Source organism: Saccharopolyspora sp. NPDC045941 (genome assembly GCF_056431445.1).
Genome location: NZ_JBWKKU010000005.1, coordinates 138,005 through 162,863 on the forward strand (window position 1 = coordinate 138,005; position 24,859 = coordinate 162,863).

Genomic DNA, 24,859 nt, shown 5'->3' on the forward strand with positions numbered 1-24,859 from the left:
CCGAACGGAGATCCCCGAGTGACCCGCGACGCCGGTCAGAACTCGCCCGCCGCAGTCCTGTTCGACATGGACGGCACGCTCGTCGACTCCGAGAAGCTGTGGACCATCGCGCTGGACGACTACGCACGGCATCGCGGGGGCGCGCTCACCGACGAGACCCGGGAGGCGATGGTCGGCTCCAACATGACCCGCAGCATGCGAATGCTGCTGGCCGATGTCGGGATCGCGGACGTCCCGGAAGAAGTCGGCACTGCGGAGGTCGACGCGGCGGCGAAGTGGGTCGCGGCCCGCATGGAGGAGCTGTTCGAGCTGGGCCTGCCGTGGCGGCCGGGCGCGCCGGAGGCGCTGCGCGAGGCCCGCGAGCTGGGCATCCCCACCGCGCTGGTGACCTCCACGATCCGCTCCCTGACGGAGCTGGCGCTGGAAACCCTCGACCGGGACTCGTTCGACGTGACGGTCTGCGGCGACGAGGTGGACGGCAAGAACAAGCCCGAGCCGGAGCCGTACCTGAAGGCCGCGCGGCTGCTCGGCGTCGACCCGGCGCGGTGCGTCGCGATCGAGGATTCCCCGACCGGGGTGGCCGCGGCCGAGGCCGCCGGCTGCCTGGTGATCGCCATCCCCTGCGAGGTGCCGCTGCAGCCCGGCCCGCACCGGGTCCTGCGCGACTCGCTGGCGGACGTGGACTTCGCCGCCCTCGGTGAGCTGTTCGCCCGGGCGGCGTGATGATCGACGTGCCGATCGTCCTGGCCGGGTACGGGCCGGTGGGGCGGGAGTACGTCGAGCTGGTCCGGCGGCGCCGCGCGCGCTGGCGCGACACCTACGGCGCCGACCTGCACGTCGTCGCAGTCCGCGGCAGGCAATCGCAGGTCCGGGTCGATGGCGCCGTGCCGTCCCGCGGGCAGTGGGATCCCGCCGGTGAGATCGACGACCTGCTCGCCGGCGCCCGGGTGCTGGCGCAGGCCGTGCCTTCGGACGGCAGCGACCAGCCCGCGCTGGACGCCCTGCAGGCGTTGCAGCAGGGCGCGCACGTCGTGACCGCGACGAAGTCGCACCTGCTCACGCATTGGCGGAAGCTCGACGAGGCCGCGCGCCTGGCCGGGCGGTCGGTGCGGATCTCCGGGGCGACCGGCGCCGCGATGCCGGCCGGTGACCTGGCCCGCTCGGTGCTGCGCGGCTTCGACGTCCGCGCCGTGCAGGGCTGCCCGAACGGCACCGCGACCTTCGTCCTCGACCGGATCGCCGCAGGTCACGGCCTGGCCGGCGCGGTCGTCGAGGCCCAGCGGCGCGGCATCGCCGAGGCCGACCCCACCGCCGACCTCTCCGGCAAGGACGCCGCGACCAAGCTCCGGCTGATCACCGGCCTGCTGTGGGGCTGGGACCCGGCGGACGTCGCGGTCGAGGCGGAGCCGATCCGCGAACCGCTGCCGCCGGTGCCGGAAGGCCACCGGCTCCGGCAGGTCGCCGGCGCGCAGCGCGAGGAGCCTGGGCTGGTTCGCGTCGAGCTGCGCGCCGAGCCCGCGGCGAGCACCTTCGGTGCGCTGCTGGGGCCGGAGAAGGCGATCAGCTACGACTGCGGCGAAGCCGGGACGGTCGCCGTTTCCGGCGGCCGGTCGAGCCCGCGGGGCGCCGCGCTGGCCATGGTCAAGGACACGCTCGGGGCGGTGCTGGAGGCGACCACCGGGTTCCACTGAGGTGTCCGGCGGGTGACGCGCCGTGATGAAACCCGCAAACGAGCGGGTCCGCCTTCTGGTTCGGCGGCCAGGGATGCAAGGATCGTGGACTGTGAAGACCTTCGACGAGTTGTTCGCCGAACTGCAGGAACGAGCCCGGACCCGTCCGGAGGGCTCGGCTACGGTGGCCGCGCTCGACGCCGGGACGCATGCCCAGGGCAAGAAGGTCCTCGAAGAGGCCGGCGAGGTGTGGATCGCCGCCGAGCACGAATCGGACGAACAGCTCGCCGAGGAGATCTCGCAGCTGCTGTACCGGCTGCAGGTCATCATGCTGGGGCGCGGACTGTCCCTTGAGGACGTCTACCGCTACCTGTGAACCCATCCCAGGAATGAACCGAGGAGAATTGGTCCCATGCTGCGTGTGGCTGTGCCCAACAAGGGCACCCTCGCCGGTCCCGCATCCGAGATGCTCGCGGAAGCCGGGTACCGGCAGCGCCATGAGCAGCGGGACCTCACCGTCCTGGACACCACCAACGACGTCGAGTTCTTCTTCCTGCGCCCCAAGGACATCGCGATCTACGTCGGCTCCGGCGAGCTCGACCTCGGGCTCACCGGCCGCGACCTGGCACGCGATTCGGGCGCCCCGGTCGAGGAGCGGCTCGCGCTCGGCTTCGGCGGCTCCACGTTCCGCTACGCCGCCCCGGCGGGCCAGCACGACTGGGCCGTCGCGGACCTGCAGGACAAGCGGATCGCCACGTCCTACCCGAGGCTGGTCACCGACGACCTCGCGCAGCACGGCGTGACGGCCGACGTCATCCGGCTCGACGGCGCGGTGGAGATCTCCATCCAGCTCGGCGTCGCCGACGCCATCGCCGACGTGGTCGGCTCCGGCCGCACGCTACGCCAGCACGGCCTGGTCGCCTTCGGCGAGCCGATCTGCAACTCCGAGGCGGTGGTGATCGAGCGCCGCGGTTCGGACGACGAGCAGGCCAAGAACCAGCTCATCGCCCGCCTGCAGGGCGTGGTGTTCGCCCAGCAGTACGTGATGCTGGACTACAACTGCCCGCGCGATCTGCTCGACGACGCCACCAAGGTGACGCCGGGCCTGGAATCGCCGACCATGTCGCCGCTGGCCGACGACCGCTGGGTGGCGGTGCGCGCGATGGTCTCCCGCAAGGAAGCCCCGGCGATCATGGACCGCCTCGCCGCCGTGGGAGCCAAGGCCATCCTGTCCTCCGACATCAGGGCCTGCCGCCTCTGAAGCCTGGTCCGAACGCCACGCCCACCCGGTCCGCGCCGGGTGGGCGTGGCGTTTTCGGCTGGTGCTCCGGTGAACGCCGCGTTCCTCGTCCTGTATGTCCGATTGCTCCACCGGATTGTGATCCGAGTGCCCCAAGTCGGCCGTGCCGATTGCGGATAATGGAATCCGAGACGATCTTGAACGAGCCGGTGGGGGTGAGGAAATGGCCGTCGTGGTACCGGGAACTACCCCGCCGCGGTGGGAGCTCTACGAGGGGATGCCCTGCTGGATAGAGCTGATCACCACGGATCTCGAGCGGGCCCAGGAGTTCTACTCCGGGCTGTTCGACTGGACGTACGAAACCCATCGCGATCCGGTCTCCGGCGAACACGTGATCGCCATGCGCGAGGGTTTCCCGGTGGCCAGCCTGCGGGCCGCCTCCGGTGACCAGTCGAGCTGGCGGCTCTACCTGGCCACCGCGGACTGCGAGGCCTTCGCGGAGCGGGCCGTGGCGCTGGGGGCGACGGTGACCGTGCCGCGCAACGAGGTGCCCGGGCTGGGCGCCAAGACGGTGCTGGTCGGGCCGGCCGGGGCCGAGTTCGGGCTGCTGGAACCCGAGGAGTCCTGGCAGTTCGACGTCGGGCTGCCGGGCACCCTGATGTGGGCCGAGCTGGTCACCATCAAGGCGCAGACCGCGGACAACTTCTTCCAGGAGCTCTTCGGCTACAGCGCCGAGCAGTTCGGCACCGAACACCGCTCGGACTACTCCGTCTGGTACCTCGGGGACGAGTCGGTGTGCGCCCGGGTCAGCATGATCCGCAACTTCATCACGGAGTCGACCAAGCCGCACTGGCTGCTCTACCTCGGCGTCGACGCGGAGGTCGGCACCGACGAGCTGGTCCGCCGCGCGATCGGCCTCGGCGGCCGCGTGCGGGTGGATCCGTACGACTCCAGCATCGGCCGGGTCGCCGTCCTCCGGGATCCCAGCGGCGCCCGCTTCGCGGTCATCGACCCGACCCAGGCCGGCGACTTCGGCACCGCCGCCAACTACGACCCCTACGAGGACTGACCGCCCGAGGGCCCGGCCCGAGGGCCCGGCCGCCGTCCGGGGTGCCGCAATTTCAATGGAAATCGGACCTTCGATTTCCATTGAAATTGCGCAAGTTGTCCACAACCTCCGGCGTGTCGGGTCCCGACACGCCGGAGGATCCCAGTTTCAATTGAAACTGGGATCCCCCGGGTGACGGGCGGCGGGTCAGTCGGTGCGGTCGAGGACGGATTCCGGGCCCGGGTCGGGTTCCGGCCAGCCCGGGTAGGGCGGCGGGGTGCCGCCGAAGGCCGGGCACAGCGGCTTGTGGTCGCAGTAGTCGCACAGGCGGCTAGGGTTCGGCCGGAAGTCACCCGTCTTGCCCGCCCGCAGGATCGCCTGCCAGATCGCCTCCAGGGTGCGCTCGAAGCGGCGCAGCTCCGTCTCGTCCGGCGTGTAGGCCAGCCGCTGCTTGCTGGCCAGGTACATCAGCAGCAGCTGGCGGGGGATCTCGCCGCGGGTGCGCCACAGTACCAGGGCGTAGAACTTCATCTGGAACATCGCCTTGGCCTCGCCGATCTCCCGCGGCGCGGCACCGGTCTTGTAGTCGACCAGCCGGATCTCGCCGGTCGGGGCCACGTCGACGCGGTCGATGAACCCGCGCAGCAGCACCCCGGAGTCGAGCTCGGTCTCCACCCGCAGCTCGCAGGCCTCCGGCTCCAGCCGGCGCGGGTCCTCCAGCTCGAAGTAGGCGTCCAGCAGCGCGTTCGCCGACTCCAGCCAGCCCGCCAGTTCGGGATCGTCGGGCCCGTCGAACAGCTCGCCGAGCTCGGGTTGCTGCGCGAGCAGCTCGTCCCAGGCCGGCTGCAGCAGCGCCCGCGCTTGCGCCTGGTCGCGCTCGGCCGTCGGCAGTTCGAACAGGCGCTCCAGCACTGAATGCACCACGGTGCCGCGCACCTGCGCCTTGCTGGGCGTTTCCGGCAGCCGGTCCACGGCGCGGAACCGGTAGAGCAGCGGGCACTGCTTGAAATCGCTCGCGCGGGACGGGGACAGCGCCGGCCGCCTGGGCCTGCCGTCCTGGAGTGTCCCGCCTGTCGCCTGCGCAGGTTCCGCCATGGCCCGTGACCCTAATCGAGCCGACCGACACGCGATCACCCCCTGCACGGATCACGACTGCCTCACGGACGGGGCACTACCCTGCGTGCATGCCGTCGACCGCGTCCCCGCCCACCCGGCCCAAGTTGAACGACGGCGGCCTGCTGCTGTGCCGCATCGCCGGGGTGCCGGTGCTGCTGTCGCCGTCGTGGTGGCTCGGGGCGGCGCTGATCGTGCTGCTCTACACGCCGCTGGTGGGCCGGATACTGCCGGGCGCGGGGATCTGGGAGAGCGCGCTGCTGGCGGCGGTGTTCACCGTGCTGCTGGCGGTTTCGGTGCTGCTGCACGAGCTCGGGCACTGCATCGTCGCGCTGCGCCTGGGGCTGCCGGTGCGGCGCGTTCGCCTGTTCCTGCTCGGCGGCCTGTCGGAGATCTCCCGGACGCCGCCGAAACCCACCCAGGAGGGCCTGATCGCGGCGGCCGGGCCCGCGGTGTCGATGGCGCTGGCGCTGGCGACCGGCATCGGCTGGTTCGCGCTGGTGCCCGGCGGCGCGATCTGGCTGCTGGTCGCGCAGACCTGCGTGGCGAACCTCGCGGTGGCGGTGTTCAACCTGCTGCCGGGCCTGCCGCTGGACGGCGGCCGGATGCTGCGGGCGCTGACCTGGCGGCTCACCGGCAAGCGCGCCACGGGCACCACGGCCGGCGTGATCGGCGCGGGAGCGGTGGCGGCGGTCCTGATCGGCTGGGCGCTGGTCGGCCTGCTCAACAACGCCCAGGACCAGTGGCTGCGGCTGGGCGTGTGCGTGCTGATGGCGTGGTTCGTGGTGGCCGGTGCGAGCGCGGAGCACGCGGCCGAGCAGCGCAAGCGCTGGCCCGCGGGCCTGGCGCTGGGGGACCTGGTGCGCCCGGTCCTGCAGCTCCCGGCGGAGAGCCCGGTGGGCGATGCGCTGCTGGCGGCGGCGGGCCGGGGAGTGGTGCTGGTGCGGGCCGATGGCATCGCGGTCGGCCTGCTCGACCAGACCGCGGCGGAGCGCCTGGCCACCCACGCGCCGAACGAACCGGCCGAGCGCGCGGCCGAACCGGTCGACCCGGACACGATCCTGCTCGACAGCGAGACCCCGGACACGATCCTGGAGCGGGTGCAGTCGGTGCTGGCCTGGCAGTTCCTCGTGGTCGACAGCGAGGGCAGGCCCAGCGGCGTGCTGCGCCGCGAGGACCTCCGCAACGCGCTGCGCTCCCGTCGCGAGTGAGCCGTCCGTGAGCGTTTTGGGGTGTCGTAGCGCCCCAAAACGCTCACGGGACCTGCGCAGCGGCAATGGGGTGGCGGACGCCGACCCGAGCCTTCTCCGGGCGCTCTGCGACGATGGTGCGCTGTACCAGCGTGGAGAAGGTAGGCAGCAGTTGAGCAGCACCGTCAGCGGTGAGTTCCAGCCCGGCGACCGGGTCCAGTTGACCGACCCGAAGGGCCGGAAGTACACGGTCGTCCTGGAGCAGGGAGGGGAGTACCACACGCACCGCGGTGGCCTCGCGCACGACGACCTGATCGGCAAGCCGGAGGGCTCGGTGGTGACCTCGGCGGGCGGCACGTCGTTCCTGGCGCTGCGGCCGCTGCTGGCCGACTACGTGCTGTCGATGCCGCGCGGCGCCCAGGTCATCTACCCGAAGGACGCGGCGCAGATCCTCATGTGGGGCGACATCCGCCCGGGCGCGCGGGTGCTGGAGGCGGGTGCCGGATCGGGCGCGCTGAGCTGCTCCCTGCTGCGCGCGGTCGGCCCCGAGGGCAGCGTGACGTCGTTCGAGGTGCGCGAGGACCACGCGGAGCACGCGGAGCGCAACGTGCGGCGCTTCTTCGGCGACAAGCCGGACAACTGGACGCTGCAGCTGGGCGACGTCCAGGAGTACGACGGCGATCCGGTCGACCGGGTGGTGCTCGACATGCTCGCGCCGTGGGACGTCCTGGACAAGGTCCACGAGAAGCTGCTGCCCGGCGGCGTCCTGGTCGTCTACGTGGCCACGACGACCCAGCTGTCCCGGATCACGGAGGCGATCCGCGAGCAGCAGAACTGGACGGAACCCCAGTCCTGGGAAACGCTGCTGCGCCCGTGGCACGTGGTGGGCATGGCGGTCCGCCCGGACCACCGGATGGTGGCGCACACGGCGTTCCTCCTGACGACCCGCCGCCTGGCGGATGGCGTGACCCCGCCCCGGGTCCAGCGCCGCCCCAGCAAGGGCTGAACGCGAAAGGCCCGCCCCGGACGGGGCGGGCCTTCTCACGTGATCGGGGTTCGATCAGCAGAACTTCCAGGAACCGTCTTCGACGATCATCTTCATGTCCTCGTCGATCTGCTGGTCGGGCATCAGGTCGGCCACGTTCTGGCCCATGATCTCGACGTCGGCGGTGATGCTGATGTTGCCGGAGACCTTGGCCGTGGCGGTGTTGTCGCCGTTGTCCTTGACCTCGCCCAGCTTCATCTCGATCTTCATGCCGTCGATCAGCTTCTGGATGTCGGCGTCGGTGAGGCCGAACTCCTTGAGGTCCTGGAACTCGGAGCTCTTGCCCTCGAAGGTGTCCAGCATCTCCTGGAACTTCTCCTGCTCCTTCTTGCAGGAGAGCGGCTGCAGGCTGGCGAAGTCCTTCTGGTTGATCGCGTCGATGCCCTGCTGGGCGACCTTGCGGGGGTCGCCGGGGCCGCCGGTGAAGACGATCACCAGGGTGATCACCAGGCCGATCACGAGGAGGCCCCCGATGCCGCCCAGGATCCACGGCAGCGGGGACTTCTTCTTCGGCGCGTCGAAGCCAGGCTGACCGAAGCCGCCGCCCTGCGGCGGGTACGGGGGCTGCTGGCCGAAGCCCTGCTGCGGCTGCGGGCCGCTCTGCGGGTACGCGCCGCCCTGCTGGGGCTGGCCGCCGCTCTGCGGGTACGCGCCGCCCGGCTGGCCGCCGAAGCCCTGCTGCGGCTGGCCACCGCTGGGCGGGTACTGGCCGCCGGGCTGCTGCCCCCAGCCGCCCTGCCCGGGCGGCTGCTGCGGTGGGTACGTCATGGGTCCTCCCCCTTGCTCACATGCTCTTGCTGCGGGCTCACTGGTCGAGCTGGCAGACCTTCCAGGTGCCGTCCTCCACGACCAGGCCCATCGTCTGGTCCACCGGTGTGGACGATCCGTCGGCCTCGTAGGTTCCGGTCAACTTTGCGGTGGCCTGGTCGCCACGCTCGGTCACCTCGCCGAGCTTGACGTTGAACTTCCACTGGCGGAGCTGGCTCATCGCCTTGCTCAGCTCGGTCTTGTTGGAGTCGCAGAACAGGCTGCTCACGCCGTTGAAGTCGCCGGCGTTGACCTTCTGGACGACCTCCTGCGCGACCGGCCGGGCCTCGCCGGGCCCGCTGTTCAGCCAGAAGAACACCCCGACGCCGGCCCCTGCGAGGACGACCAGCGCCCCGACCAGGCCGAGGATCAGCGGCAGCTTCGACTTCTTCCGCTGCGGCGGCTCGATGTCGGCGAAGCCGTTGGGCTCCTGGATCCAGGAGCCGGGGCCGAACTCGCTGCCCCACTGGGGGGCCATGGGCGCCTGCTGCTGGTCCGGGCCCTGCTGGCCCCAGCCGGTGTGCTGGTTGCCGTACCAGGCGGGCTGCTGCTGCGGGGTTTCCGGCGGACCCTGCTGAGGGAACCCGTTGCCCGCGGGTTGCTGGCCCCACCCGCCCTGTCCAGGCTGCTGCGGCGGATAGGTCATGGCTCCTCCCCGGAGTGGTGGTGCGTTGCTGCTTTCGGCGGCCGTAAGTAGATCAGAGCCCGCGACGCGTGGTGCACGGAGTGGACTTTTCGGCACTCAATCGTCATGGGGAATTCGCCGGGCTGGAGTGGCGTCCAGGGGCAGTTGTTCCAAATGATGGGAGAAGTGCCGGATGCGCTCGCAGTCGGGTGGTCGCAACGCCACCCGGTTGCCGGATCGGTTAACCCGGATGCCCGCCGACCGCTCCCGATCCGCGTGGCGCAACGGAAAACCGGTGCTCGTGGGGGGTGCGTCGTCCGATCGGGAACGTATCGAACGGACCATGATCGTCAACGCAACGTGTCCGCCCCGCCCGGCCGAAACGCGACCCGCTGGCGCCAACCTGGCCCGCCTCATGGGTATTCGCGGATTTTTGTGGCACGCTGGGCGATCCGGCGGGCATCAACGACGCCGCCGTCGTCGGTGATCGCCGGTACCGTGGTGGTACGAGCACGGGAGGAGGGTGCCGACATGCAGCACGACCGTCCCGGCAGCCGGCCTGAGGAGGGCGGCGAGCAGTACAGCGGTGGCTCCGCAGAACTCCGCAGCCAGATTCGTCTCCTGGAAGACGAGGTTGCACTGCTGCGCCGCAGGCTCAACGAGTCTCCCCAACAGGCCCGGTTGCTGGAAAAGCGGCTGGCCGAGGCATCCGAGAGAGTGAGCCAGCTCACCGAACGGAACGCCAAACTCACCGAGACCCTGAAGGAAGCGCGGGGCCAGCTGATGGCGCTGCGCGAAGAAGTCGACCGCCTCGCGCAGCCCCCCAGCGGTTACGGGGTCTTCCTGCACGGCTACGAGGACAGCACGGTCGACGTGTTCACGTCTGGTCGCAAGATGCGGGTGGCGGTGTCACCCAACGTCGAGACGGAGGAACTGAGACTGGGCCAGTCGGTGCGCCTCAACGAGGCCCTGACTGTGGTGGAGGCTGGTGCGTTCGAGCGAACCGGTGAGGTCTGCACCTTCCGGGAGCTCCTGTCCAGCGGTGCCGGGGAGAGCCCCCGGGCGCTGGTGCTGGGCCACACCGACGAGGAACGCGTCGTGTGGGTCACCGAACCGCTGGCCGCGTCCGGGCTGAAGGCCGGCGACTCGGTGCTGATCGACAGCAAGGCGGGCTACGCCTACGACGTGGTGCCGAAGGCCGAGGTCGAAGACCTCGTGCTGGAGGAGGTGCCCGACGTCGGGTACCAGGACATCGGTGGGCTGGCCGGCCAGATCGAGCAGATCCGGGACGCGGTGGAGCTGCCGTTCCTGCACTCCGACCTCTACATCGAGTACCAGCTGCGGCCGCCGAAGGGCGTGTTGCTGTACGGCCCGCCGGGCTGCGGCAAGACGCTGATCGCCAAGGCCGTCGCCAACTCGCTGGCGAAGCAGGTCGCCGCCGCGCGCGGCGACGACGACGGCCATGCCAAGTCCTTCTTCCTGAACATCAAGGGCCCCGAACTCCTCAACAAGTTCGTCGGCGAAACCGAGCGGCACATCCGGCTGATCTTCCAGCGGGCGCGGGAGAAGGCCTCCGAGGGCACCCCGGTGATCGTGTTCTTCGACGAGATGGACTCGATCTTCCGGACCCGCGGCAGCGGCGTCTCCTCCGACGTGGAGACGACCATCGTGCCGCAGCTGCTCAGCGAGATCGACGGTGTCGAAGGGCTGGAGAACGTCATCGTCATCGGCGCCTCCAACCGCGAGGACATGATCGACCCGGCGATCCTGCGGCCGGGGCGGCTGGATGTGAAGATCAAGATCGAGCGTCCGGACGCGGAGTCGGCGAAGGACATCTTCTCCAAGTACCTGACCAAGGAACTGCCGATCCACGAGGAAGACCTCAAGGAGTTCGGCGGCGACAAGGGCGCGTGCGTGGAGGCGATGATCCAGACCACGGTCGAGCGGATGTACGCCGAGACCGAGGAGAACCGGTTCCTGGAGGTCACCTACGCCAACGGCGACAAGGAAGTCCTGTACTTCAAGGACTTCAACTCGGGCGCGATGATCCAGAACATCGTGGACCGGGCGAAGAAGGCGGCCATCAAGTCGGTGCTGGAGACCCGCCAGCCGGGCCTGCGCGTGCAGCACCTGCAGGACGCCATCGTCGACGAGTTCGCCGAGAACGAGGACCTGCCCAACACCACCAACCCGGACGACTGGGCCCGCATCTCCGGCAAGAAGGGCGAGCGGATCGTCTACATCCGCACCCTGGTCAGCGGGAAGAGCCAGGAATCCGGCCGAGCGATCGACACGGCCACGAACACGGGCCAGTACCTGTAAGGCCGAGCTCAGGGCCGCCATCCCCGCGGGGGTGGCGGCCCCGAGCTGTGCCGCAGGCCGACAGAGGTTAGGTTCCAGGCATGCTCCCAGCGCAACGATCGGTGCAGCGCCTAGGACTCGGCCTCGCCGCGCTCGGCAGGCCCGCGTACATCAACGTCGGTCGCACCGCCGTGCTGCCCGTGCAGCGCACCGCGCAGGCGATGCGGGAACGCACCCGGACGGTGCTGGACGCCGCGTACGCCAACGGGATCCGCTGGGTGGACACGGCCCGCTCCTACGGCAGCGCCGAGCAGTTCCTCGCGGACTGGCTGCGCGAACGCGGCCACCAGGACGTCGCGGTCTCCAGCAAGTGGGGGTACGCCTACGTCGCGCAGTGGCGCATCGAGACCGAGGTGCACGAGGTCAAGGAGCACTCGGTGGAACGCCTGCGCACCCAGTGGGCCGAGACGCGGACGCTGCTCGGCGACCGCATCGACCTCTACCAGGTGCATTCGCTGACCACCAGCAGCCCGCTGTTCGACGACCTGGCGCTGCAGCACGAGCTGGCGCGGATCCGGGACGCCGGGGTGCAGCTGGGCTTCTCCACCAGCGGCGCGGCGCAGGGCGAGACCATCGAGCGCGCCTGGGAGATCGAGGTGGGCGGGCGGCAGCTGTTCAGCGCCGTGCAGTCCACTTGGAACACCCTGGAGCCGTCCGCGAGCCGCTTCCTGGCCGAGGCGCACACCGGCGGCTGGCGGGTGCTGGTGAAGGAAACCCTGGCGAACGGGCGGCTCGCGGTGGATCCGCCCGCGGAGCTCACCAGGGTCGCCGACCGGCACGGGGTGGGCACCGACGCCATCGCGCTCGCGCACGTCCTGCGCCAGCCCTGGGCCGACGTGGTGCTCGTCGGCGCGGCGAGCGTCGAGCAGCTGGAGTCGAACCTGGCGGCCTGCCGGGTGGAGCTCACCGACCAGGACGTCGACGCGCTGAGCCGGCTGGCCCGCGACGCCGCGACCTACTGGGGCGAACGAGCCGAACTCCCCTGGCACTGAGCCCCGCTCACCAGTCGATCCGCAATTTCCATTGAAATCGAAGGTTCGATTTCAATGGAAATTGCGGACCTCCGGTCACGGCCGGGTGAACCACTCCTCGGCGAACTGGCGGCCGTCGGGCACGAACGGCCACCCGGGGTCGTTCAGGCGCTCGCGGAGCTCGCCCAGGGGCATCCACCAGCCCTCGGCGACCTCTTCCGGCTGGTGGACGATCGGGCCGTCCCACAGCGCCTCGTAGAGGAACGCGTGGAACCGCACGCTGCCCAGTTCGTGCACGGTCTGGAACAGGGGCCGGATCGGCGCCTCGTGCACGCCGAGTTCTTCGGCCAGTTCGCGCTTGGCGGTGACTTCCGGGGCCTCCCCGGCGGCGACCACACCGCCGGCCCAGCAGTCGTGCATGCCGGGGTAGATGTCCTTGGTGTCGGTGCGGCGGTGCACGTAGACCTCGCCGCGGTCCGGCGACAGCACGAGCACCTCGCCGACCGCGTGCCAGAGGCCCTCCGCGCGCATCCGCCGCCGCGTCGCGCTGCCCACGACACGCCCGGCCGCGTCGTACACCGCCACCGATTCCTCGCCCGCGCTCATGGCCCAATCGTCGCACCCTCCCTTCGAGGCACACGCGTTGCGCCGAATCGGGTCGACTCGGATCCCTGTGGCGCGCAGCACTCCGCTTGGTCGGTGAGACCCCGTACGCTGCGAGGTATGCGGCGGATCATGGGAACCGAGGTGGAGTACGGCATCGTCGTGCCGGGCGATTCCGGCGCCAACCCGGTGCTGACCTCCACGCACATCGTGCTGGCCTACGCGGCGGCGGCCGACATCCCGCGGGCGCGGCGCGCCCGCTGGGACTACGAGGTCGAGTCGCCGTTGCGCGACGCCCGCGGTTTCGACCTCAGCACAGCGGCGCAGCAGACCAACGGATCGGACGGCGACGACCTCGGGGCGGCCAACGTCATCCTGACCAACGGCGCGCGGCTGTACGTCGACCACGCGCACCCCGAGTACTCGGCGCCCGAGGTGACCAACCCGCGCGACGCGGTCATCTGGGACAAGGCCGGTGAGCGCGTCATGGAGGAGGCGGCGATCCGGGCCGCCAGCGTGCCCGGCAGCGCGCCGATCCAGCTGTACAAGAACAACGTCGACGGCAAGGGCGCCAGCTACGGCACCCACGAGAACTACCTGATGTCCCGCAGCACCCCGTTCACCTCGGTGATCGGCGGCCTGACCCCGTTCTTCGCGTCCCGCCAGGTGATCTGCGGTTCGGGGCGCGTCGGCATCGGCCAGGCGGGGGAGAAGGCCGGCTTCCAGCTCTCCCAGCGCTCCGACTACATCGAGGTCGAGGTCGGCCTCGAGACGACGCTCAAGCGCGGCATCATCAACACCCGCGACGAGCCGCACGCCGACGCCGACAAGTACCGGCGGCTGCACGTCATCATCGGCGACGCCAACCTCGCGGAGACCTCCACCTACCTCAAGCTCGGCGCCACCGCGCTGGTGCTGGACATGATCGAGTCCGGGCAGCGCTTCGACGACCTGAAGCTGGCCGACCCGGTGCAGGCGGTGCACCTGATCAGCCACGACCCGACCCTCAAGCAGACCGTCGAGCTCACCGACGGGCGCCGGTTCACCGGCCTGGACCTGCAGCGCGCCTACCACGAGCGCGCCGCCCGGCACCTCGACGAGCACGGCGCCGAGCGCCCCGCCCGCGACGTGCTGGACACCTGGGGCGAGGTGCTGGACCTGCTCGGCGGCGACCCGATGGACTGCGCCGACCGGCTGGACTGGCCCGCCAAGCTCCGGCTCATGGAGAGCTACCGGGCCCGTGACGGCCTGGGCTGGGCGTCGCCGCGGCTGCACATGGTCGACCTGCAGTACTCCGACGTCCGCCTGGACAAGGGCCTGTACAACCGGCTGGTCGCGCGCGGCTCGATGAAGCGCCTGGTCAGCGAGGAGGAGGTGCGGGACGCGGTGGCCACGCCGCCGGAGGACACCCGCGCCTACTTCCGCGGCCGGTGCCTGGAGCGCTACCCGTCGGAGGTGGCCGCGGCGTCCTGGGATTCGGTCATCTTCGACCTGGGCCGGGAATCCCTGGTGCGCATCCCGACGTTGGAACCGCTGCGCGGCACCAAGGCCCACGTGGGCGCCCTGCTGGAGGCGGCGGCCAGCGCCGAAGAACTGGTCGACTCGCTGACGAAGGGCTGATCCACCGGCCGGTGAACACGTTTCGTGCACGTCAGCCCGGTGTGGATGATCGAAATGACGCCCGGCTGGACGTGGGCGAACGGGTGTCGGATGGGTAGTGTTCACAGCAGGGTGTCCCCACTGCCGGGAGAACATCCGCAAGGCGAGCACCGGGAGGCAAGATGTCCCAGGAAAAGGTTCAGCGGCACGGCGGCGGCGAAGGCGACGAAGAGCAGGGTCCGGAGGCCGCCGGTCAGGAACGTCGCGAAAAGCTCGGCGAGGACGTCGACGCCATCCTGGACGAGATCGACGACGTCCTGGAGGAGAACGCCGAGGACTTCGTCCGCGCCTACGTGCAGAAGGGCGGCCAGTAGCCCGCGGGCCCGGTCGTGACGTCGACGCCGGGCCGGGAAACTCCGGCCCGGCGTTGTCGGCTGCGCGCCGGATCATGACTAAAGTGCTGTTGAAGTCGAAAGCCCTTCGATCGGGAGACGATGTCGCTGATGGATCCGAGCTCGGGCCAGGCCCTGCCCGCCGCCTACCTCACGCCGGGGTCTTACTCGTTCACCGACTTCCTCCGCGCGACCGCGCCCGAACTGCTGCCCGGCGGCCGCAAGGTGCCGGAAGGCACCGTGCAGGCCCCGCACGGCACCACGATCGTCGCGGTGACCTTCCGCGGCGGCGTCCTGCTGGCCGGTGACCGCCGAGCCACCATGGGCAACCTGATCGCCCAGCGGGACATGGAGAAGCTGTTCGTCACCGACGCCTACTCGGCGGTCGGCATCGCGGGCACCGCCGGGGTCGCGCAGGAGCTCGTCAAGCTGTACGCGGTGGAGCTGGAGCACTACGAGAAGCTCGAAGGCGTCTCGCTCTCGTTGGACGGCAAGGCGAACCGGCTGGCCAACATGCTGCGCGGCAACCTCCAGGCCGCGATGCAGGGCCTCGCGGTGGTGCCGCTGTTCGCCGGGTACGACCTCGACGCCGACGACCCCGAGCGGGCCGGCCGGATCGTCTCCTACGACGTCGTCGGCGGCCGGTACGACGAGGTCGGCGGTTACCACGCGGTCGGTTCGGGTTCGCTGTTCGCGAAGTCGGCGCTGAAGAAGCGCTACGACCCGGACGCCGACGCCGACGCCGCCGTGCGCACGGCCGTCGAGGCCCTCTACGACGCGGCGGACGACGACTCCGCCACCGGCGGCCCCGACGTGTCCCGGCGCATCTTCCCGTCGGTCATCACCATCACCGCCGCGGACGGCGCCGTGCGGGTGCCCGAGGAGCGGACGGCCGAGGTCGCCACCGAGGTGATCAACGGCCGGTTGGAGAACCCCGGCGGCTGACGCCGCGGCCCGGTGCCCCGGGCCCCGATCACGCCTGCCCGAGCGAGCAGATTCGAACCAGGAGTGCACAGCCGTGACGATGCCGTTCTACACCTCTCCCGAGCAGTTGATGCGGGAGCGTTCCGAGCTGGCCCGCAAGGGCATCGCGCGGGGCCGCAGCGTGGTGGTGCTGAAGTACGCCGGTGGCGTGCTGTTCGTCGCCGAGAACCCGTCTCCGACGCTGCACAAGGTCTCCGAGATCTACGACCGCATCGGATTCGCCGCGGTGGGCCGCTACAGCGAGTTCGAGGCGCTGCGGGTCGCCGGCGTGCGCATCGCCGACGTCCGCGGGTATTCCTACGACCGCCGCGACGTCACCGGCCGGTCGCTGGCCAACACCTACGCCCAGCACCTCGGCGCGATCTTCACCGAGCAGATCAAGCCGTTCGAGGTGGAGATCTGCGTGGCGGAGGTCGGTTTCACCGCCGAGACGGACCAGCTGTACCGGCTGACCTACGACGGGTCCATCGTGGACGAGCCGCAGTACGTCGTGATGGGCGGCCAGGCCGAGGCGATCGCGAGCACGCTGAAGGATTCGTTCAGCGACGGTCTGGAACTGGCCGACGCGACGAAGCTCGCGGTCGAGGCGCTGTCCTCGGGCGGGGACAGCACCCGGGAGCTGGGCATGGGCCAGCTCGAGGTGGCGGTGCTCGACCGCGTCCGGCCGCACCGCACCTTCCGCCGCATCCAGGGCGCGGCGCTGACGGCGCTGCTCCCGGTGAAGGAGCCGGAGTCCGAAGCGGAATCCGCCGACGGCGATTCCGAGGATGAGACCAAGAAGGACAAGTAGTCCCCTGGGCCACGGGTGGAGGGCATCTTCCGGCGAGGAGGTGCCCTCCACCGCTGTCCGGGCTCCCCGGACGGCCGCCCGCCGCTCGTGCCTGGCCCGGATTCGGTTGGTGGCCACAAGATGCTGTGGTTCCTGGTGTCGTTGAGCACCTCTGGTGCGATGCGGGTCGGCCTGGCGGCGGTCGCGCGCCGAGCTGTGCCGGGCCGGCCGGTGGGCGTGATGACGCGGTGCAACCGGTCCCGCGTGAGAAACGCACTACCGGTGCCCGAACGGCGGACCGCCGAGAAGCCCTGTTTGCGCCTAGTGTGGAAGCATGCAGCGGCGGATCTTCGGCATCGAAACCGAGTTCGGGGTCACCTGCACGTTCCACGGGCAGCGGCGACTGTCCCCGGACGAGGTGGCCAGGTACCTGTTCCGGCGGGTCGTGTCGTGGGGAAGGTCGTCGAACGTCTTCCTCCGCAACGGGGCCCGGCTCTACCTCGACGTGGGCTCGCATCCGGAGTACGCCACGGCGGAATGCGACGACCTCGTCCAGCTCGTCACCCACGACAAGGCGGGCGAGCGGATCCTGGAGGACCTGCTCATCGACGCCGAACGCCGGTTGTCCGACGAGGGCATCGGCGGGGACATCTTCCTGTTCAAGAACAACACCGACTCGGCGGGCAACTCCTACGGCTGCCACGAGAACTACCTGGTCGGCCGGTCCGGGGAGTTCTCCCGGATCGCCGACGTGCTGCTGCCGTTCCTGGTGACCCGCCAGCTCATCTGCGGCGCCGGGAAGGTGCTGCAGACCCCGCGCGGCGCGGTGTACTGCCTGTCGCAGCGCGCCGAGCACATCTGGGAGGGCGTCTCCAGCGCGACGACCCGCTCGCGGCCGATCATCAACACCCGCGACGAGCCGCACGCCGACGCCGAGCGGTACCGGCGGCTGCACGTCATCGTCGGCGACTCCAACATGTCCGAGGTGACCACGCTGCTCAAGGTCGGCTCGGCGAACCTGGTGCTGGAGATGGTCGAGCAGGGCGTGCAGTTCCGGGACTTCAGCCTGGACAACCCGATCCGCGCGATCCGGGAGATCAGCCACGACCTCACCGGGCGGCGCACGGTGCGGCTGGCCGGCGGCCGGGAGGCGTCCGCGCTGGACATCCAGCGGGAGTACTACGGCCGGGCGGTCGACCACGTGGCACGGCGCGGTTCGGACCCGATGACCGAGCGGATCCTGGAGCTGTGGGGCCGGACGCTGGACGCGATCGAGCAGCAGGACTTCTCGCTGATCGACCGGGAGATCGACTGGGCGATCAAGCACCGGCTGCTGGAGCGGTACCGCAACAAGCACGGTCTGGAGCTGTCCAGCCCGCGCATCGCCCAGCTCGACCTCGCCTACCACGACATCCGCCAGGGCCGCGGGCTGTTCGACATGCTGCAGCGCAAGGACCTGGTGGACCGGGCGACCGAGGACGGCGAGATCGAGGCGGCCAAGGACACGCCGCCGCAGAGCACGCGGGCGAAGCTGCGCGGTGACTTCATCGCCGCCGCGCAGGCCGCGGGCCGGGACTTCACCGTGGACTGGGTGCACCTGAAGCTCAACGACCAGGCGCAGCGGACCGTCCTGTGCAAGGACCCGTTCCGGGCGGTCGACGAGCGGGTGGAGCGCTTGATCAGTTCGCTGTGACCCGCGCTTCCGGACGAAGGCGCCCCGCACCGAGCAGCTCGGTGCGGGGCGCCTCTTCTGCGGCGGGGCTCAGCGGTTCGGGTCTTGGCCGACCGGGCGGATGACCACTTCGTTGACATCGACGCCAGGGGGCTGGCGGAGGGCGTAGAGGACGGCGTTGGCGATGTCCTCCGCGCGGAGCTTCGGGACGTCCTGGACGGACGCCGTCATCTTGGTCTCGACCATGCCCGGCTGGACGAGGGTGACCCGGACGCCGGTGCCCACGCATTCGGCGCGGATGTTCTGCGCCAGGCCCGTGACCGCCCACTTGGTCGCGGAGTAGAGGTTCCCGGGGCGGATGCCGCGGCCGGCGTTCGAGCCGGTCAGCAGCAGGTGGCCGCTCGTGCGGGTGAGCGCCGGTAGCGCCGCGCGGGCGGTGATGGCGGCGCCGTAGACGTTCGTCAGGACCATGTCGCGCCACTGCTCGGGGTTCGCGCCGCCATTGCCCAGGAACGACGTCTCCAAGCTCAGCCCGGCGTTGCCGAACGCCGCGTCCAGGCGCCCGAAGTGGTCCTCGACGCTTTGCACGGCGGCGGAGAGCGCGGGCCAGTCGGTGATGTCGCAGGGCAGAGCGAGCACGTCGTCGCCCAGCTCGTCGACCAGCGGGGCCAGGGAGTCCGCGGAGCGGGCGAGCAGGGCGAGGCGGTAGCCGGCCGCCGCGGCGGCGCGGGCGGTGGCCGCGCCGATGCCGCGCGACGCTCCGGTGATCAGCATGACGGGGTCTGACATGCCGACACCCTACGCTCGGTGAATATCTTTCATGTCTACGAATGCTTCAGTGTCGATCGAAATCAACCCTGGGGTCGTGCGCCAGCAGCGCTTCGGCCGGGCTTCCCCGGGTCAGGGTGCGGACGGCGTTGATCACGACCGTGACCCGTTGGTGGCCGGCGATCACCTGCAGCCAGCCGGGCATTGTGTTGACCGGCACGAAGGCGCTGGAGGCGAAGCTGAGCGGCAGCACCAGGAAACCCAGCCCCTGCGCGGCCTGCGGATTGCCCGAGGACAGCAGGCCGAGCGCGGCGAACACCCACACGAACGCCATGCCGAACAGCACGATCAGCAGCAGCGCGAGGAGTGCGGGTCCGGCGTCGGTGTGCACCCGGAAGCCGATGGCGACGGCGACCACCACGCACACGACCAGGCACCACGCCACGAGCGCGGTGTCGGCGAGCACGCGCGACTTGCCCCGCGATCCGGCTCAGGTCCACGTAGTCCCAGCCCTGGAAGCGGCCGCGCACGTAGCGGATCGCGGCCTCCTCCCGCACCTGGAACCGCGGCTCCAGGTGCCAGGCGCCGCTATGGTGATCCGGTCAAGGCGTCAGGGTCGCCGCAGCCGCAGCAGCCGCCGCCACAGCGAGGTGCGTGGGCCCGCCGGTGGCTCGTACCGGCTCCGGGTGTAGCGGAGATCCGGTTCGTCGACGAGGGTTTCGGCCCACGCGGCCGCGTTGCGCAGCCCCGGCGAACCGCTCAGCTCGGCGGCGGCCAGGCCCGCCGGGTGGGACGCCGTCTCCCGCAACGTGTCCCACTGGCGCTCGTTGAGCCTGAGGTGGCGCACGCCGTCCAATTCGGTCAGCACGGCCACGTCGCCGATCTCGGCCCGGGCCAGGTCCAGTCCGTACAGCCGCGGGCAGTCGCGCAGCGGGCTCAGGTCGACCGGCCGGCCGGTGGCCAGCCGCAGCACCCGCAGCGTCGGGTGCGCGGCCAGCGGCGCGAGATCGATGCTGTCGAGCTCGGCGGTCAGCACCTCGACCGGGGTGTCGCGCAGCGCGGAGAGGTCGGCGGCCGGGCAGTCGATCAGCTCCACTTCGAGCAGCGACGGCGCACCGCGCAGCGGCGCCAGGTCGACCCGGTCGGCGTTGGCGATGACGAGCCGCTGGACCGCCGGGGGAATGTCGCGCAGCCGGGCCGAATCGCCCTCCACCCGCAGTTCGCGGCCTTCGGCGGGCTCCGGCTCCGCCGCCATGAACAACCGCAGCTCGCCGCCGCGGTACTGGTAGGAGTAGTCCGCCAGCGCGTCGACGTGGCGCTGGAGCAGGCTGGTCACCGAGTCGGCGACGTAGACCGGACCGTCGTCGTGGCGCATGCCGACGCGGATCACCTGTCCCGGCCGGCCGTTGGGGCCGGGATCCATGTCCACCGCAAGGAAGGCGCCGCCCGTGTCGTGCGCGAACGGGAGCCAGCCGGGGCGGTCCACCGCCCGGCGCACCGTGCCGGCCGGCCGGGAGTCGTAGCGGAGCTCCCGGAACAGCAGCCGCTCCCAGTCGCGCGCCGCCCACCAGCGGTCCGCCGGGTCGCTCAACGCGACTACCTTGTTCAGCCCGAGCCATTCGTGCCCGTGCAGCAGGCCGGCGCGCCGGTCGCCGTTGATCCGGCCGTACAGCGCCCGGAGATCCGCGGGCAGCGGCACCGGCAGCCGGTCTTCGAGGAACTCCCGCTCGTCCGCGCCCAGCGGTTGCGGCAGCCGCTCGGGGCGGTCGAGGATCTCGGCGCGCCGCGCGAGATAGCCGTCCAGCAGCTCCAGCGCCTGCAGCGGGTCGCCGGCCTGCGTCGGGTCCGCCGGCCCCGGTTGGAAGTCGGCGGGCTCGGCGGGCAGTTCGCCGGGGCGCAGCAGGTAGGTGAAACCCGTGCGGTCGGACCGGGTCGGACGCCGCAGCGATTCGCTGGTGAGCGCCTCGAACCTGCCGTTCGGGCGGACCACCAGCTCGATGCTCAGCCGGTCCCCGGCCCGCTCCAGCTCGTGCACCCGGCACAACGCCTCGTGCAGGTCGAGCTCGCCGGTCCCGTCGCGCGGCTCCGGCTCGTACCAGAACCCGTGGTGACCGGAACCGCTTCCGCCCGTGGCGAATCCGCGCAGCACCGCGCGTCGCCAACCCTGGGGCGCGGCGGCGGCGATCTGTTCGGCGATCGCGCGCAGCGCCGCGAGCGTCTCGGCATCGTGCTCGGTCGGCAAGGACGGCTCCGGCTTCCGGTCGGGGTGCGTGCGGGGGCAAGTCTTCTTACCGCACCGCCACCACATCGGTCCCGGCTGCACCGCTGGACGCATCGCGCACCGGACCCAAACACATGATCGAATACAGCGGGGCTAGGCTTTCGAAGTGGCCACTGTGCGTGCTGAACGCTTGGTGAACCTGGTGCTGTGCCTGCTGTCGACGCGCCAGTACCTCACCGCTGAGCGGATCCGGGCGATCGTGCCGGGTTATGCCGGCGCGCCCACCGACGAGGCCTTCTTCCGGACCTTCGAACGAGACAAGGCCGAGCTGCGCGACCTGGGCATCCCGCTGGAGACCGGGCGCAACTCCGCCTTCGACGCCGCCGACGGCTACCGGATCGCCCGCCGCGACTACGAGCTCGGCGACATCGACCTGGAACCCGACGAGGCCGCTGCGGTCGCGCTAGCGGTGCGGCTGTGGGACTCCCCGGAGTTCACCTCGGCGGCCCGGGGCGCGCTGCTGAAGCTGCGCGCCGCCGGGGTCGACGTCGACGAGCGCTCCTCGGCGGCGGTCGAGCCGAAGGTGCGCACCAGCGAACCGGCGTTCGCGCCGCTGCTGGCCGCGGTGCAGGCGGGCCGGGTGGTGGAGTTCGACTACCGGCGCCCGAGCAGCCCCGATGTGCACCGCCGCACCGTCGAGCCGTGGGGCGTGGTGTCCTGGCGCGGCCGCTGGTACTTGGTCGGGCACGACCGCGACCGGCAGGCGCCGCGCTGCTTCCGGCTGTCCCGGATCCAGGGGCAGGCCAAGGCGGTGGGCCCCACCGGGCAGGTGCAGCGCCCGCCGGACACCGACCTGCTGCGGTTCGTCGCCGGCGAGCACCGCGAGCCGCCACCGGCCACGCTGGCCCGGGTGTGGGCCGCGGCAGGCCGCGCGCAGGGGCTGCGGCGCCGGGCGACCGTCGTGGACCGGATGGAGATCGGCGGCGACGAGGGCGACGTGCTGGAGATCGACCTGAACTACCCGGAGTCCGCGGCGAGCTGGCTCGCCGGGTACGGGCCGGACGTCGTGGTGCTGGAGCCGGACACGCTGCGCAAGACGGTGCACGAGATCCACCTGGACGTCGTCGACCAGGTGGGGGAGGGCCGATGACGAGCGCGACCCAACGGCTGCCCAGGCTGCTGGCGCTGGTGCCGTACCTGCTGAGCCGGCCGGGCATCCCGATCACCGACGCCGCCGCCGACTTCGGCGTCACCGAGCAGCAGCTGCGCAAGGACCTGGAGCTGCTCTGGATGTGCGGGCTGCCGGGCTACGGGCCCGGCGACCTGATCGACCTGTCCTTCGAGAGCGACTCGATCACCGTCACCTACGACGCGGGCATGCGGCGGCCGCTGCGGCTCACCGCGTCCGAGGCGACGGCGCTGCTGGTGGCGCTGCGAGCGCTGGCCGACACCCCGGGCATCGCGGACACCGACGCGGTGCAGCGCGCCCTGGCCAAGGTGGAGAACGCGGTCGGGCAGGCTCGCCCGGCCGGCGTGGTGGTCGGGCTGGAAGGCCGGGAAGGCGCGGTGCGGCCGGGCGTGCGGTCGGCGGTGCAGGACGCGACGACCCGCCGCCGCGCGCTGCGGATGCGCTACTACACGGCCTCCCGCGACGAGATCAGCGAGCGGACCGTCGACCCGATGCGGCTGCTGCTCATCGACGGGCGCAGCTACCTGGAGGCCTGGTGCCGCAGCGCGGCCGGGGTGCGGATGTTCCGGCTGGACCGCATCGACGACGTCGAGGTGCTGGCCGAGGCCGCGCAGCCGCCGTCGGAGGCCGAGCCGACCGACGTCTCGGAGGGGCTGTTCCGGCCGGCGCCGGACCAGCTCGTCGCCGAGGTCGAGCTGGAGCCCGACGCGCGCTGGGTGGCCGAGTACTACCCGGTCGACGAGCTCGTCGAGCTGCCGCAGGGCCGGGCCAGGGTGCGGATGCGCTACTCGGACCGGTCGTGGATGACCCGGCTGCTGCTGGGCCTGGGCGGCCAGGCGCGGGTGCTCAGCCCCGACGAGCTGGCGTGTGACGTGCGTCAACGTGCGGAAGACGCGTTGACGCGGGCGCGTCACCTTCCGTCCACCTGAGCGGGATACCGTTACCGACGTGCCGTACGTGTGGAGTCTCGTCCTGCTGGTCGTGGGCCTGGTCCTGCTCGCGCTGCTGCTGGTCCGGCTGTTCCGGGAGCTGCGCAGGTTCAAAGCCGTGCAGCGGCAGGTGTTCCACGACATCGACGACCGCAGCGGCCTGGTGAAGGCTCGCGTGGCCGGTTTGAAGGTGGCGTTCGCCCAACGTCGCAACCGGTGACGCGCAACGGCCCTATTTGTCGACTCCCGTCTTGCGTACCATTGCGCCTGCAGGGACATCACGAAAGGTTGGACACGAATGGGTTTGCCAGGTGGCTGGGAACTGATCCTCATCGTCTTGGTCTTGGTGCTGCTCTTCGGTGCCACCAAGCTCCCGCAGATGGCCCGTTCGCTCGGCCAGTCGGCGCGTGTTTTCAAGGCTGAGGCGCGTGGCATGAAGCAGGACGAGGAAGCGGCCAAGAAGGAGAAGGCCGAGCGGGAGCCGAAGCCGGAGCTGACCTCCGGTGAGCCGAGCGCGCCCCCGGTCACGTCCACGGTCGACGAGAAGCAGCGCAACGACTCCAAGAACTGACTGAGGACGGGAACAACAAGGTGGGTGCCAGTGCACTGGGGCGCCTGAACCCGTTCCGCAAAGGTCGCCGTCGGTGGGGCCGTAGGCACAACCCCGACGGCACCATGACGCTCGTCGATCACCTCTACGAGCTGCGGTACCGGTTGGGCGTGGCCGTGGTGGCGGTGACGGTCGGCGCGATCTTCGGGATCTGGTGGTTCTCCAACTCGATTTACGGGCTGCCCACGCTCAGCGATGTCCTGCTGGAGCCGTACTGCCAGCTGCCCGTCACCCAACGGCTCAGCCCGAACGGGACGTGCCAGCTGCTGCAGACCGAGCCGTTCGAGATCTTCATGCTGACCCTGAAGGTCGGCGTGTCGGTGGGCGCGGTGCTGTTCAGCCCGGTGTGGCTCTACCAGCTGTGGGCGTTCATCACGCCCGGGCTGTACGCCAAGGAGCGCAGGTTCGCCCGGCTGTTCGTCGCCTGCGCGACCGTGCTGTTCGTCGCGGGCGCGGTGCTCGCCTACTACATCCTGCCGACCGCGCTGGGGTTCATGTCCGGGTTCGGCGGGGACGCGTTCTTCACGGCGCTCACCGGTGGCAAGTACATCAGCTTCATGCTGCTCCTGCTGGTGATCTTCGGCGTGAGCTTCGAGCTGCCGCTGATCCTGGTGATGCTCAACCTGGCCGGCATCGTCAGCTACGCCAAGCTGAAGAGCTGGTGGCGGGGCCTGGTCTTCGCGCTGTTCGTGTTCGCCGCGATCGCCACGCCGGGGCAGGACCCGTTCTCGATGCTGGCGCTGGCGGCCGCGCTGTGCGTGCTGTTCACCGTCGCGATGGTGATCTGCAAGTTCAACGACAAGCGCCGGGCCAAGAAGCTCGAGGGGCAGGGCCTGGCGGGGCTCAGCCCGGACGAGGCGTCGAACGTCGACTTCCGGGCCTCCGATCTGGACACCACGCCGTCCGCGACCCCGAAGCAGCACGACGACGCGACCTGAGATCCGCAATTTCCATTGAAATCAGAGGTTCGATTTCAATGGAAATTGCGGCACAGCTCGGCAACGGGAGCTGGGGCACTGGCCAAGGCAGGGGTGCGTGGGCAAGGATCTTGCC

Annotated in this window: 26 protein-coding genes; 19 read left to right on the forward strand and 7 right to left on the reverse strand. The window is 70.7% G+C overall.

The window, feature by feature from the left end; translation table 11 throughout:
- The first annotated feature begins 18 nt into the window (after positions 1–18).
- The 5 genes from AC07FN_RS05905 to AC07FN_RS05925 all read left to right on the forward strand — a co-directional run bounded on the left by AC07FN_RS05905 (position 19) and on the right by AC07FN_RS05925 (position 3,979).
- Positions 19–723 (forward strand): HAD family hydrolase, encoded by a 705-nt coding sequence (locus AC07FN_RS05905; RefSeq protein ID WP_478394589.1) that lies wholly within the window; start codon positions 19–21, stop codon positions 721–723.
- The gene (locus AC07FN_RS05910) at positions 723–1,691 is read left to right on the forward strand and encodes a homoserine dehydrogenase (protein ID WP_478394590.1); all 969 of its coding nucleotides are present in this window, start codon (positions 723–725) and stop codon (positions 1,689–1,691) included. Before AC07FN_RS05905 ends, AC07FN_RS05910 begins: the two co-directional genes overlap by 1 nt.
- Positions 1,692–1,782: 91 nt before the next feature.
- The gene (locus AC07FN_RS05915) at positions 1,783–2,046 is read left to right on the forward strand and encodes a phosphoribosyl-ATP diphosphatase (protein ID WP_093260198.1); all 264 of its coding nucleotides are present in this window, start codon (positions 1,783–1,785) and stop codon (positions 2,044–2,046) included.
- A 36-nt stretch (positions 2,047–2,082) separates the two neighbouring features.
- On the forward strand, positions 2,083–2,931 hold the full coding sequence (gene hisG / locus AC07FN_RS05920; protein ID WP_478394591.1) for an ATP phosphoribosyltransferase: 849 nt from the start codon (positions 2,083–2,085) through the stop codon (positions 2,929–2,931).
- A 202-nt stretch (positions 2,932–3,133) separates the two neighbouring features.
- Positions 3,134–3,979 carry a VOC family protein gene (locus AC07FN_RS05925; protein WP_478394592.1) on the forward strand — a complete coding sequence of 282 codons (846 nt, stop codon included), beginning with the start codon at positions 3,134–3,136 and terminating at the stop codon, positions 3,977–3,979.
- A gap of 186 nt (positions 3,980–4,165) precedes the next feature.
- Here the strand turns inward: AC07FN_RS05925 and AC07FN_RS05930 are convergent, their stop codons facing one another.
- A complete protein-coding gene (locus AC07FN_RS05930; protein WP_478394593.1) occupies positions 4,166–5,053 on the reverse strand; it encodes a RecB family exonuclease in 888 nt (295 codons plus the stop codon).
- Between the two features lie 89 nt (positions 5,054–5,142).
- Between AC07FN_RS05930 and AC07FN_RS05935 the strand changes: the two genes are divergently transcribed.
- Together AC07FN_RS05935 and AC07FN_RS05940 are read left to right on the forward strand one after the other, a co-directional pair.
- Positions 5,143–6,282 carry a site-2 protease family protein gene (locus AC07FN_RS05935; protein WP_478394594.1) on the forward strand — a complete coding sequence of 380 codons (1,140 nt, stop codon included), beginning with the start codon at positions 5,143–5,145 and terminating at the stop codon, positions 6,280–6,282.
- 151 nt (positions 6,283–6,433) lie between these two features.
- Positions 6,434–7,267, forward strand: a complete 834-nt coding sequence (locus tag AC07FN_RS05940) for a tRNA (adenine-N1)-methyltransferase (RefSeq protein ID WP_478394595.1) — start codon at positions 6,434–6,436, stop codon at positions 7,265–7,267.
- A gap of 54 nt (positions 7,268–7,321) precedes the next feature.
- Here the strand turns inward: AC07FN_RS05940 and AC07FN_RS05945 are convergent, their stop codons facing one another.
- Complete coding sequence (locus AC07FN_RS05945; protein ID WP_478394596.1) at positions 7,322–8,074, reverse strand: hypothetical protein; 753 nt, start codon at positions 8,072–8,074, stop codon at positions 7,322–7,324.
- Between the two features lie 37 nt (positions 8,075–8,111).
- The gene (locus tag AC07FN_RS05950) at positions 8,112–8,759 is read right to left on the reverse strand and encodes an Rv0361 family membrane protein (protein ID WP_478394597.1); all 648 of its coding nucleotides are present in this window, start codon (positions 8,757–8,759) and stop codon (positions 8,112–8,114) included.
- A 510-nt stretch (positions 8,760–9,269) separates the two neighbouring features.
- Here AC07FN_RS05950 and arc point away from each other — a divergent pair.
- Both arc and AC07FN_RS05960 read left to right on the forward strand, forming a co-directional pair.
- The gene (gene arc / locus AC07FN_RS05955) at positions 9,270–11,060 is read left to right on the forward strand and encodes a proteasome ATPase (protein ID WP_358571066.1); all 1,791 of its coding nucleotides are present in this window, start codon (positions 9,270–9,272) and stop codon (positions 11,058–11,060) included.
- An 80-nt stretch (positions 11,061–11,140) separates the two neighbouring features.
- Positions 11,141–12,091 carry an aldo/keto reductase gene (locus AC07FN_RS05960; protein ID WP_478394598.1) on the forward strand — a complete coding sequence of 317 codons (951 nt, stop codon included), beginning with the start codon at positions 11,141–11,143 and terminating at the stop codon, positions 12,089–12,091.
- A 75-nt stretch (positions 12,092–12,166) separates the two neighbouring features.
- Here AC07FN_RS05960 and AC07FN_RS05965 read toward each other — a convergent pair whose 3' ends face one another.
- Positions 12,167–12,676 carry an NUDIX hydrolase gene (locus AC07FN_RS05965; protein ID WP_478394599.1) on the reverse strand — a complete coding sequence of 170 codons (510 nt, stop codon included), beginning with the start codon at positions 12,674–12,676 and terminating at the stop codon, positions 12,167–12,169.
- 117 nt (positions 12,677–12,793) lie between these two features.
- Here AC07FN_RS05965 and dop point away from each other — a divergent pair, with 117 nt between their 5' ends.
- The 5 genes from dop (at position 12,794) to pafA (ending at position 18,110) form a co-directional block, all read left to right on the forward strand.
- On the forward strand, positions 12,794–14,293 hold the full coding sequence (gene dop, locus AC07FN_RS05970; protein ID WP_452613843.1) for a depupylase/deamidase Dop: 1,500 nt from the start codon (positions 12,794–12,796) through the stop codon (positions 14,291–14,293).
- Positions 14,294–14,454: 161 nt separating this feature from the next.
- Positions 14,455–14,646 carry a ubiquitin-like protein Pup gene (locus tag AC07FN_RS05975; RefSeq protein WP_010310552.1) on the forward strand — a complete coding sequence of 64 codons (192 nt, stop codon included), beginning with the start codon at positions 14,455–14,457 and terminating at the stop codon, positions 14,644–14,646.
- Positions 14,647–14,775: 129 nt separating this feature from the next.
- On the forward strand, positions 14,776–15,609 hold the full coding sequence (gene prcB, locus AC07FN_RS05980; protein WP_478394600.1) for a proteasome subunit beta: 834 nt from the start codon (positions 14,776–14,778) through the stop codon (positions 15,607–15,609).
- Between the two features lie 73 nt (positions 15,610–15,682).
- Complete coding sequence (gene prcA, locus AC07FN_RS05985) at positions 15,683–16,438, forward strand: proteasome subunit alpha (RefSeq protein WP_478394601.1); 756 nt, start codon at positions 15,683–15,685, stop codon at positions 16,436–16,438.
- A gap of 313 nt (positions 16,439–16,751) precedes the next feature.
- Positions 16,752–18,110 carry a Pup--protein ligase gene (gene pafA, locus AC07FN_RS05990; protein WP_132480544.1) on the forward strand — a complete coding sequence of 453 codons (1,359 nt, stop codon included), beginning with the start codon at positions 16,752–16,754 and terminating at the stop codon, positions 18,108–18,110.
- A gap of 69 nt (positions 18,111–18,179) precedes the next feature.
- Here the strand turns inward: pafA and AC07FN_RS05995 are convergent, their stop codons facing one another.
- From AC07FN_RS05995 to AC07FN_RS06005, 3 genes are all read right to left on the reverse strand, one after another.
- Complete coding sequence (locus AC07FN_RS05995; protein WP_478394602.1) at positions 18,180–18,878, reverse strand: SDR family oxidoreductase; 699 nt, start codon at positions 18,876–18,878, stop codon at positions 18,180–18,182.
- Between the two features lie 46 nt (positions 18,879–18,924).
- Positions 18,925–19,323: an ABC transporter permease gene (locus tag AC07FN_RS06000; protein ID WP_478394603.1), complete on the reverse strand. Its 399-nt coding sequence runs from the start codon at positions 19,321–19,323 to the stop codon at positions 18,925–18,927.
- 144 nt (positions 19,324–19,467) lie between these two features.
- Positions 19,468–21,099: an SMI1/KNR4 family protein gene (locus AC07FN_RS06005; RefSeq protein WP_478394604.1), complete on the reverse strand. Its 1,632-nt coding sequence runs from the start codon at positions 21,097–21,099 to the stop codon at positions 19,468–19,470.
- 145 nt (positions 21,100–21,244) lie between these two features.
- On the opposite strand from AC07FN_RS06005, the gene AC07FN_RS06010 reads away from it, so the two are divergent.
- The 5 genes from AC07FN_RS06010 to tatC all read left to right on the forward strand — a co-directional run bounded on the left by AC07FN_RS06010 (position 21,245) and on the right by tatC (position 24,744).
- On the forward strand, positions 21,245–22,228 hold the full coding sequence (locus tag AC07FN_RS06010) for a helix-turn-helix transcriptional regulator (protein WP_478394605.1): 984 nt from the start codon (positions 21,245–21,247) through the stop codon (positions 22,226–22,228).
- Positions 22,225–23,196 carry a helix-turn-helix transcriptional regulator gene (locus tag AC07FN_RS06015; RefSeq protein WP_478394606.1) on the forward strand — a complete coding sequence of 324 codons (972 nt, stop codon included), beginning with the start codon at positions 22,225–22,227 and terminating at the stop codon, positions 23,194–23,196. Before AC07FN_RS06010 ends, AC07FN_RS06015 begins: the two co-directional genes overlap by 4 nt.
- A 19-nt stretch (positions 23,197–23,215) precedes the next feature.
- Positions 23,216–23,416: a bacteriophage holin gene (locus tag AC07FN_RS06020; RefSeq protein ID WP_132480650.1), complete on the forward strand. Its 201-nt coding sequence runs from the start codon at positions 23,216–23,218 to the stop codon at positions 23,414–23,416.
- A gap of 78 nt (positions 23,417–23,494) precedes the next feature.
- Positions 23,495–23,767 carry a Sec-independent protein translocase subunit TatA gene (gene tatA, locus AC07FN_RS06025; protein ID WP_358388060.1) on the forward strand — a complete coding sequence of 91 codons (273 nt, stop codon included), beginning with the start codon at positions 23,495–23,497 and terminating at the stop codon, positions 23,765–23,767.
- A gap of 104 nt (positions 23,768–23,871) precedes the next feature.
- On the forward strand, positions 23,872–24,744 hold the full coding sequence (gene tatC, locus AC07FN_RS06030) for a twin-arginine translocase subunit TatC (RefSeq protein WP_478394607.1): 873 nt from the start codon (positions 23,872–23,874) through the stop codon (positions 24,742–24,744).
- The last annotated feature ends 115 nt before the right edge of the window (positions 24,745–24,859 follow it).

Coding starts and splice junctions, on each gene's coding strand:
- AC07FN_RS05910 (WP_478394590.1), top strand. CDS start 723: ATGATCGACGTGCCGATCGTCCTGGCCGGGTACGGGCCGGTGGGGCGG.
- hisG (WP_478394591.1), top strand. CDS start 2,083: ATGCTGCGTGTGGCTGTGCCCAACAAGGGCACCCTCGCCGGTCCCGCA.
- AC07FN_RS05925 (WP_478394592.1), top strand. CDS start 3,134: ATGGCCGTCGTGGTACCGGGAACTACCCCGCCGCGGTGGGAGCTCTAC.
- AC07FN_RS05930 (WP_478394593.1), bottom strand. CDS start 5,053: ATGGCGGAACCTGCGCAGGCGACAGGCGGGACACTCCAGGACGGCAGG.
- AC07FN_RS05935 (WP_478394594.1), top strand. CDS start 5,143: ATGCCGTCGACCGCGTCCCCGCCCACCCGGCCCAAGTTGAACGACGGC.
- AC07FN_RS05945 (WP_478394596.1), bottom strand. CDS start 8,074: ATGACGTACCCACCGCAGCAGCCGCCCGGGCAGGGCGGCTGGGGGCAG.
- AC07FN_RS05950 (WP_478394597.1), bottom strand. CDS start 8,759: ATGACCTATCCGCCGCAGCAGCCTGGACAGGGCGGGTGGGGCCAGCAA.
- arc (WP_358571066.1), top strand. CDS start 9,270: ATGCAGCACGACCGTCCCGGCAGCCGGCCTGAGGAGGGCGGCGAGCAG.
- AC07FN_RS05960 (WP_478394598.1), top strand. CDS start 11,141: ATGCTCCCAGCGCAACGATCGGTGCAGCGCCTAGGACTCGGCCTCGCC.
- AC07FN_RS05965 (WP_478394599.1), bottom strand. CDS start 12,676: ATGAGCGCGGGCGAGGAATCGGTGGCGGTGTACGACGCGGCCGGGCGT.
- dop (WP_452613843.1), top strand. CDS start 12,794: ATGCGGCGGATCATGGGAACCGAGGTGGAGTACGGCATCGTCGTGCCG.
- AC07FN_RS05975 (WP_010310552.1), top strand. CDS start 14,455: ATGTCCCAGGAAAAGGTTCAGCGGCACGGCGGCGGCGAAGGCGACGAA.
- prcB (WP_478394600.1), top strand. CDS start 14,776: ATGGATCCGAGCTCGGGCCAGGCCCTGCCCGCCGCCTACCTCACGCCG.
- pafA (WP_132480544.1), top strand. CDS start 16,752: ATGCAGCGGCGGATCTTCGGCATCGAAACCGAGTTCGGGGTCACCTGC.
- AC07FN_RS05995 (WP_478394602.1), bottom strand. CDS start 18,878: ATGTCAGACCCCGTCATGCTGATCACCGGAGCGTCGCGCGGCATCGGC.
- AC07FN_RS06015 (WP_478394606.1), top strand. CDS start 22,225: ATGACGAGCGCGACCCAACGGCTGCCCAGGCTGCTGGCGCTGGTGCCG.
- tatA (WP_358388060.1), top strand. CDS start 23,495: ATGGGTTTGCCAGGTGGCTGGGAACTGATCCTCATCGTCTTGGTCTTG.
- tatC (WP_478394607.1), top strand. CDS start 23,872: ATGACGCTCGTCGATCACCTCTACGAGCTGCGGTACCGGTTGGGCGTG.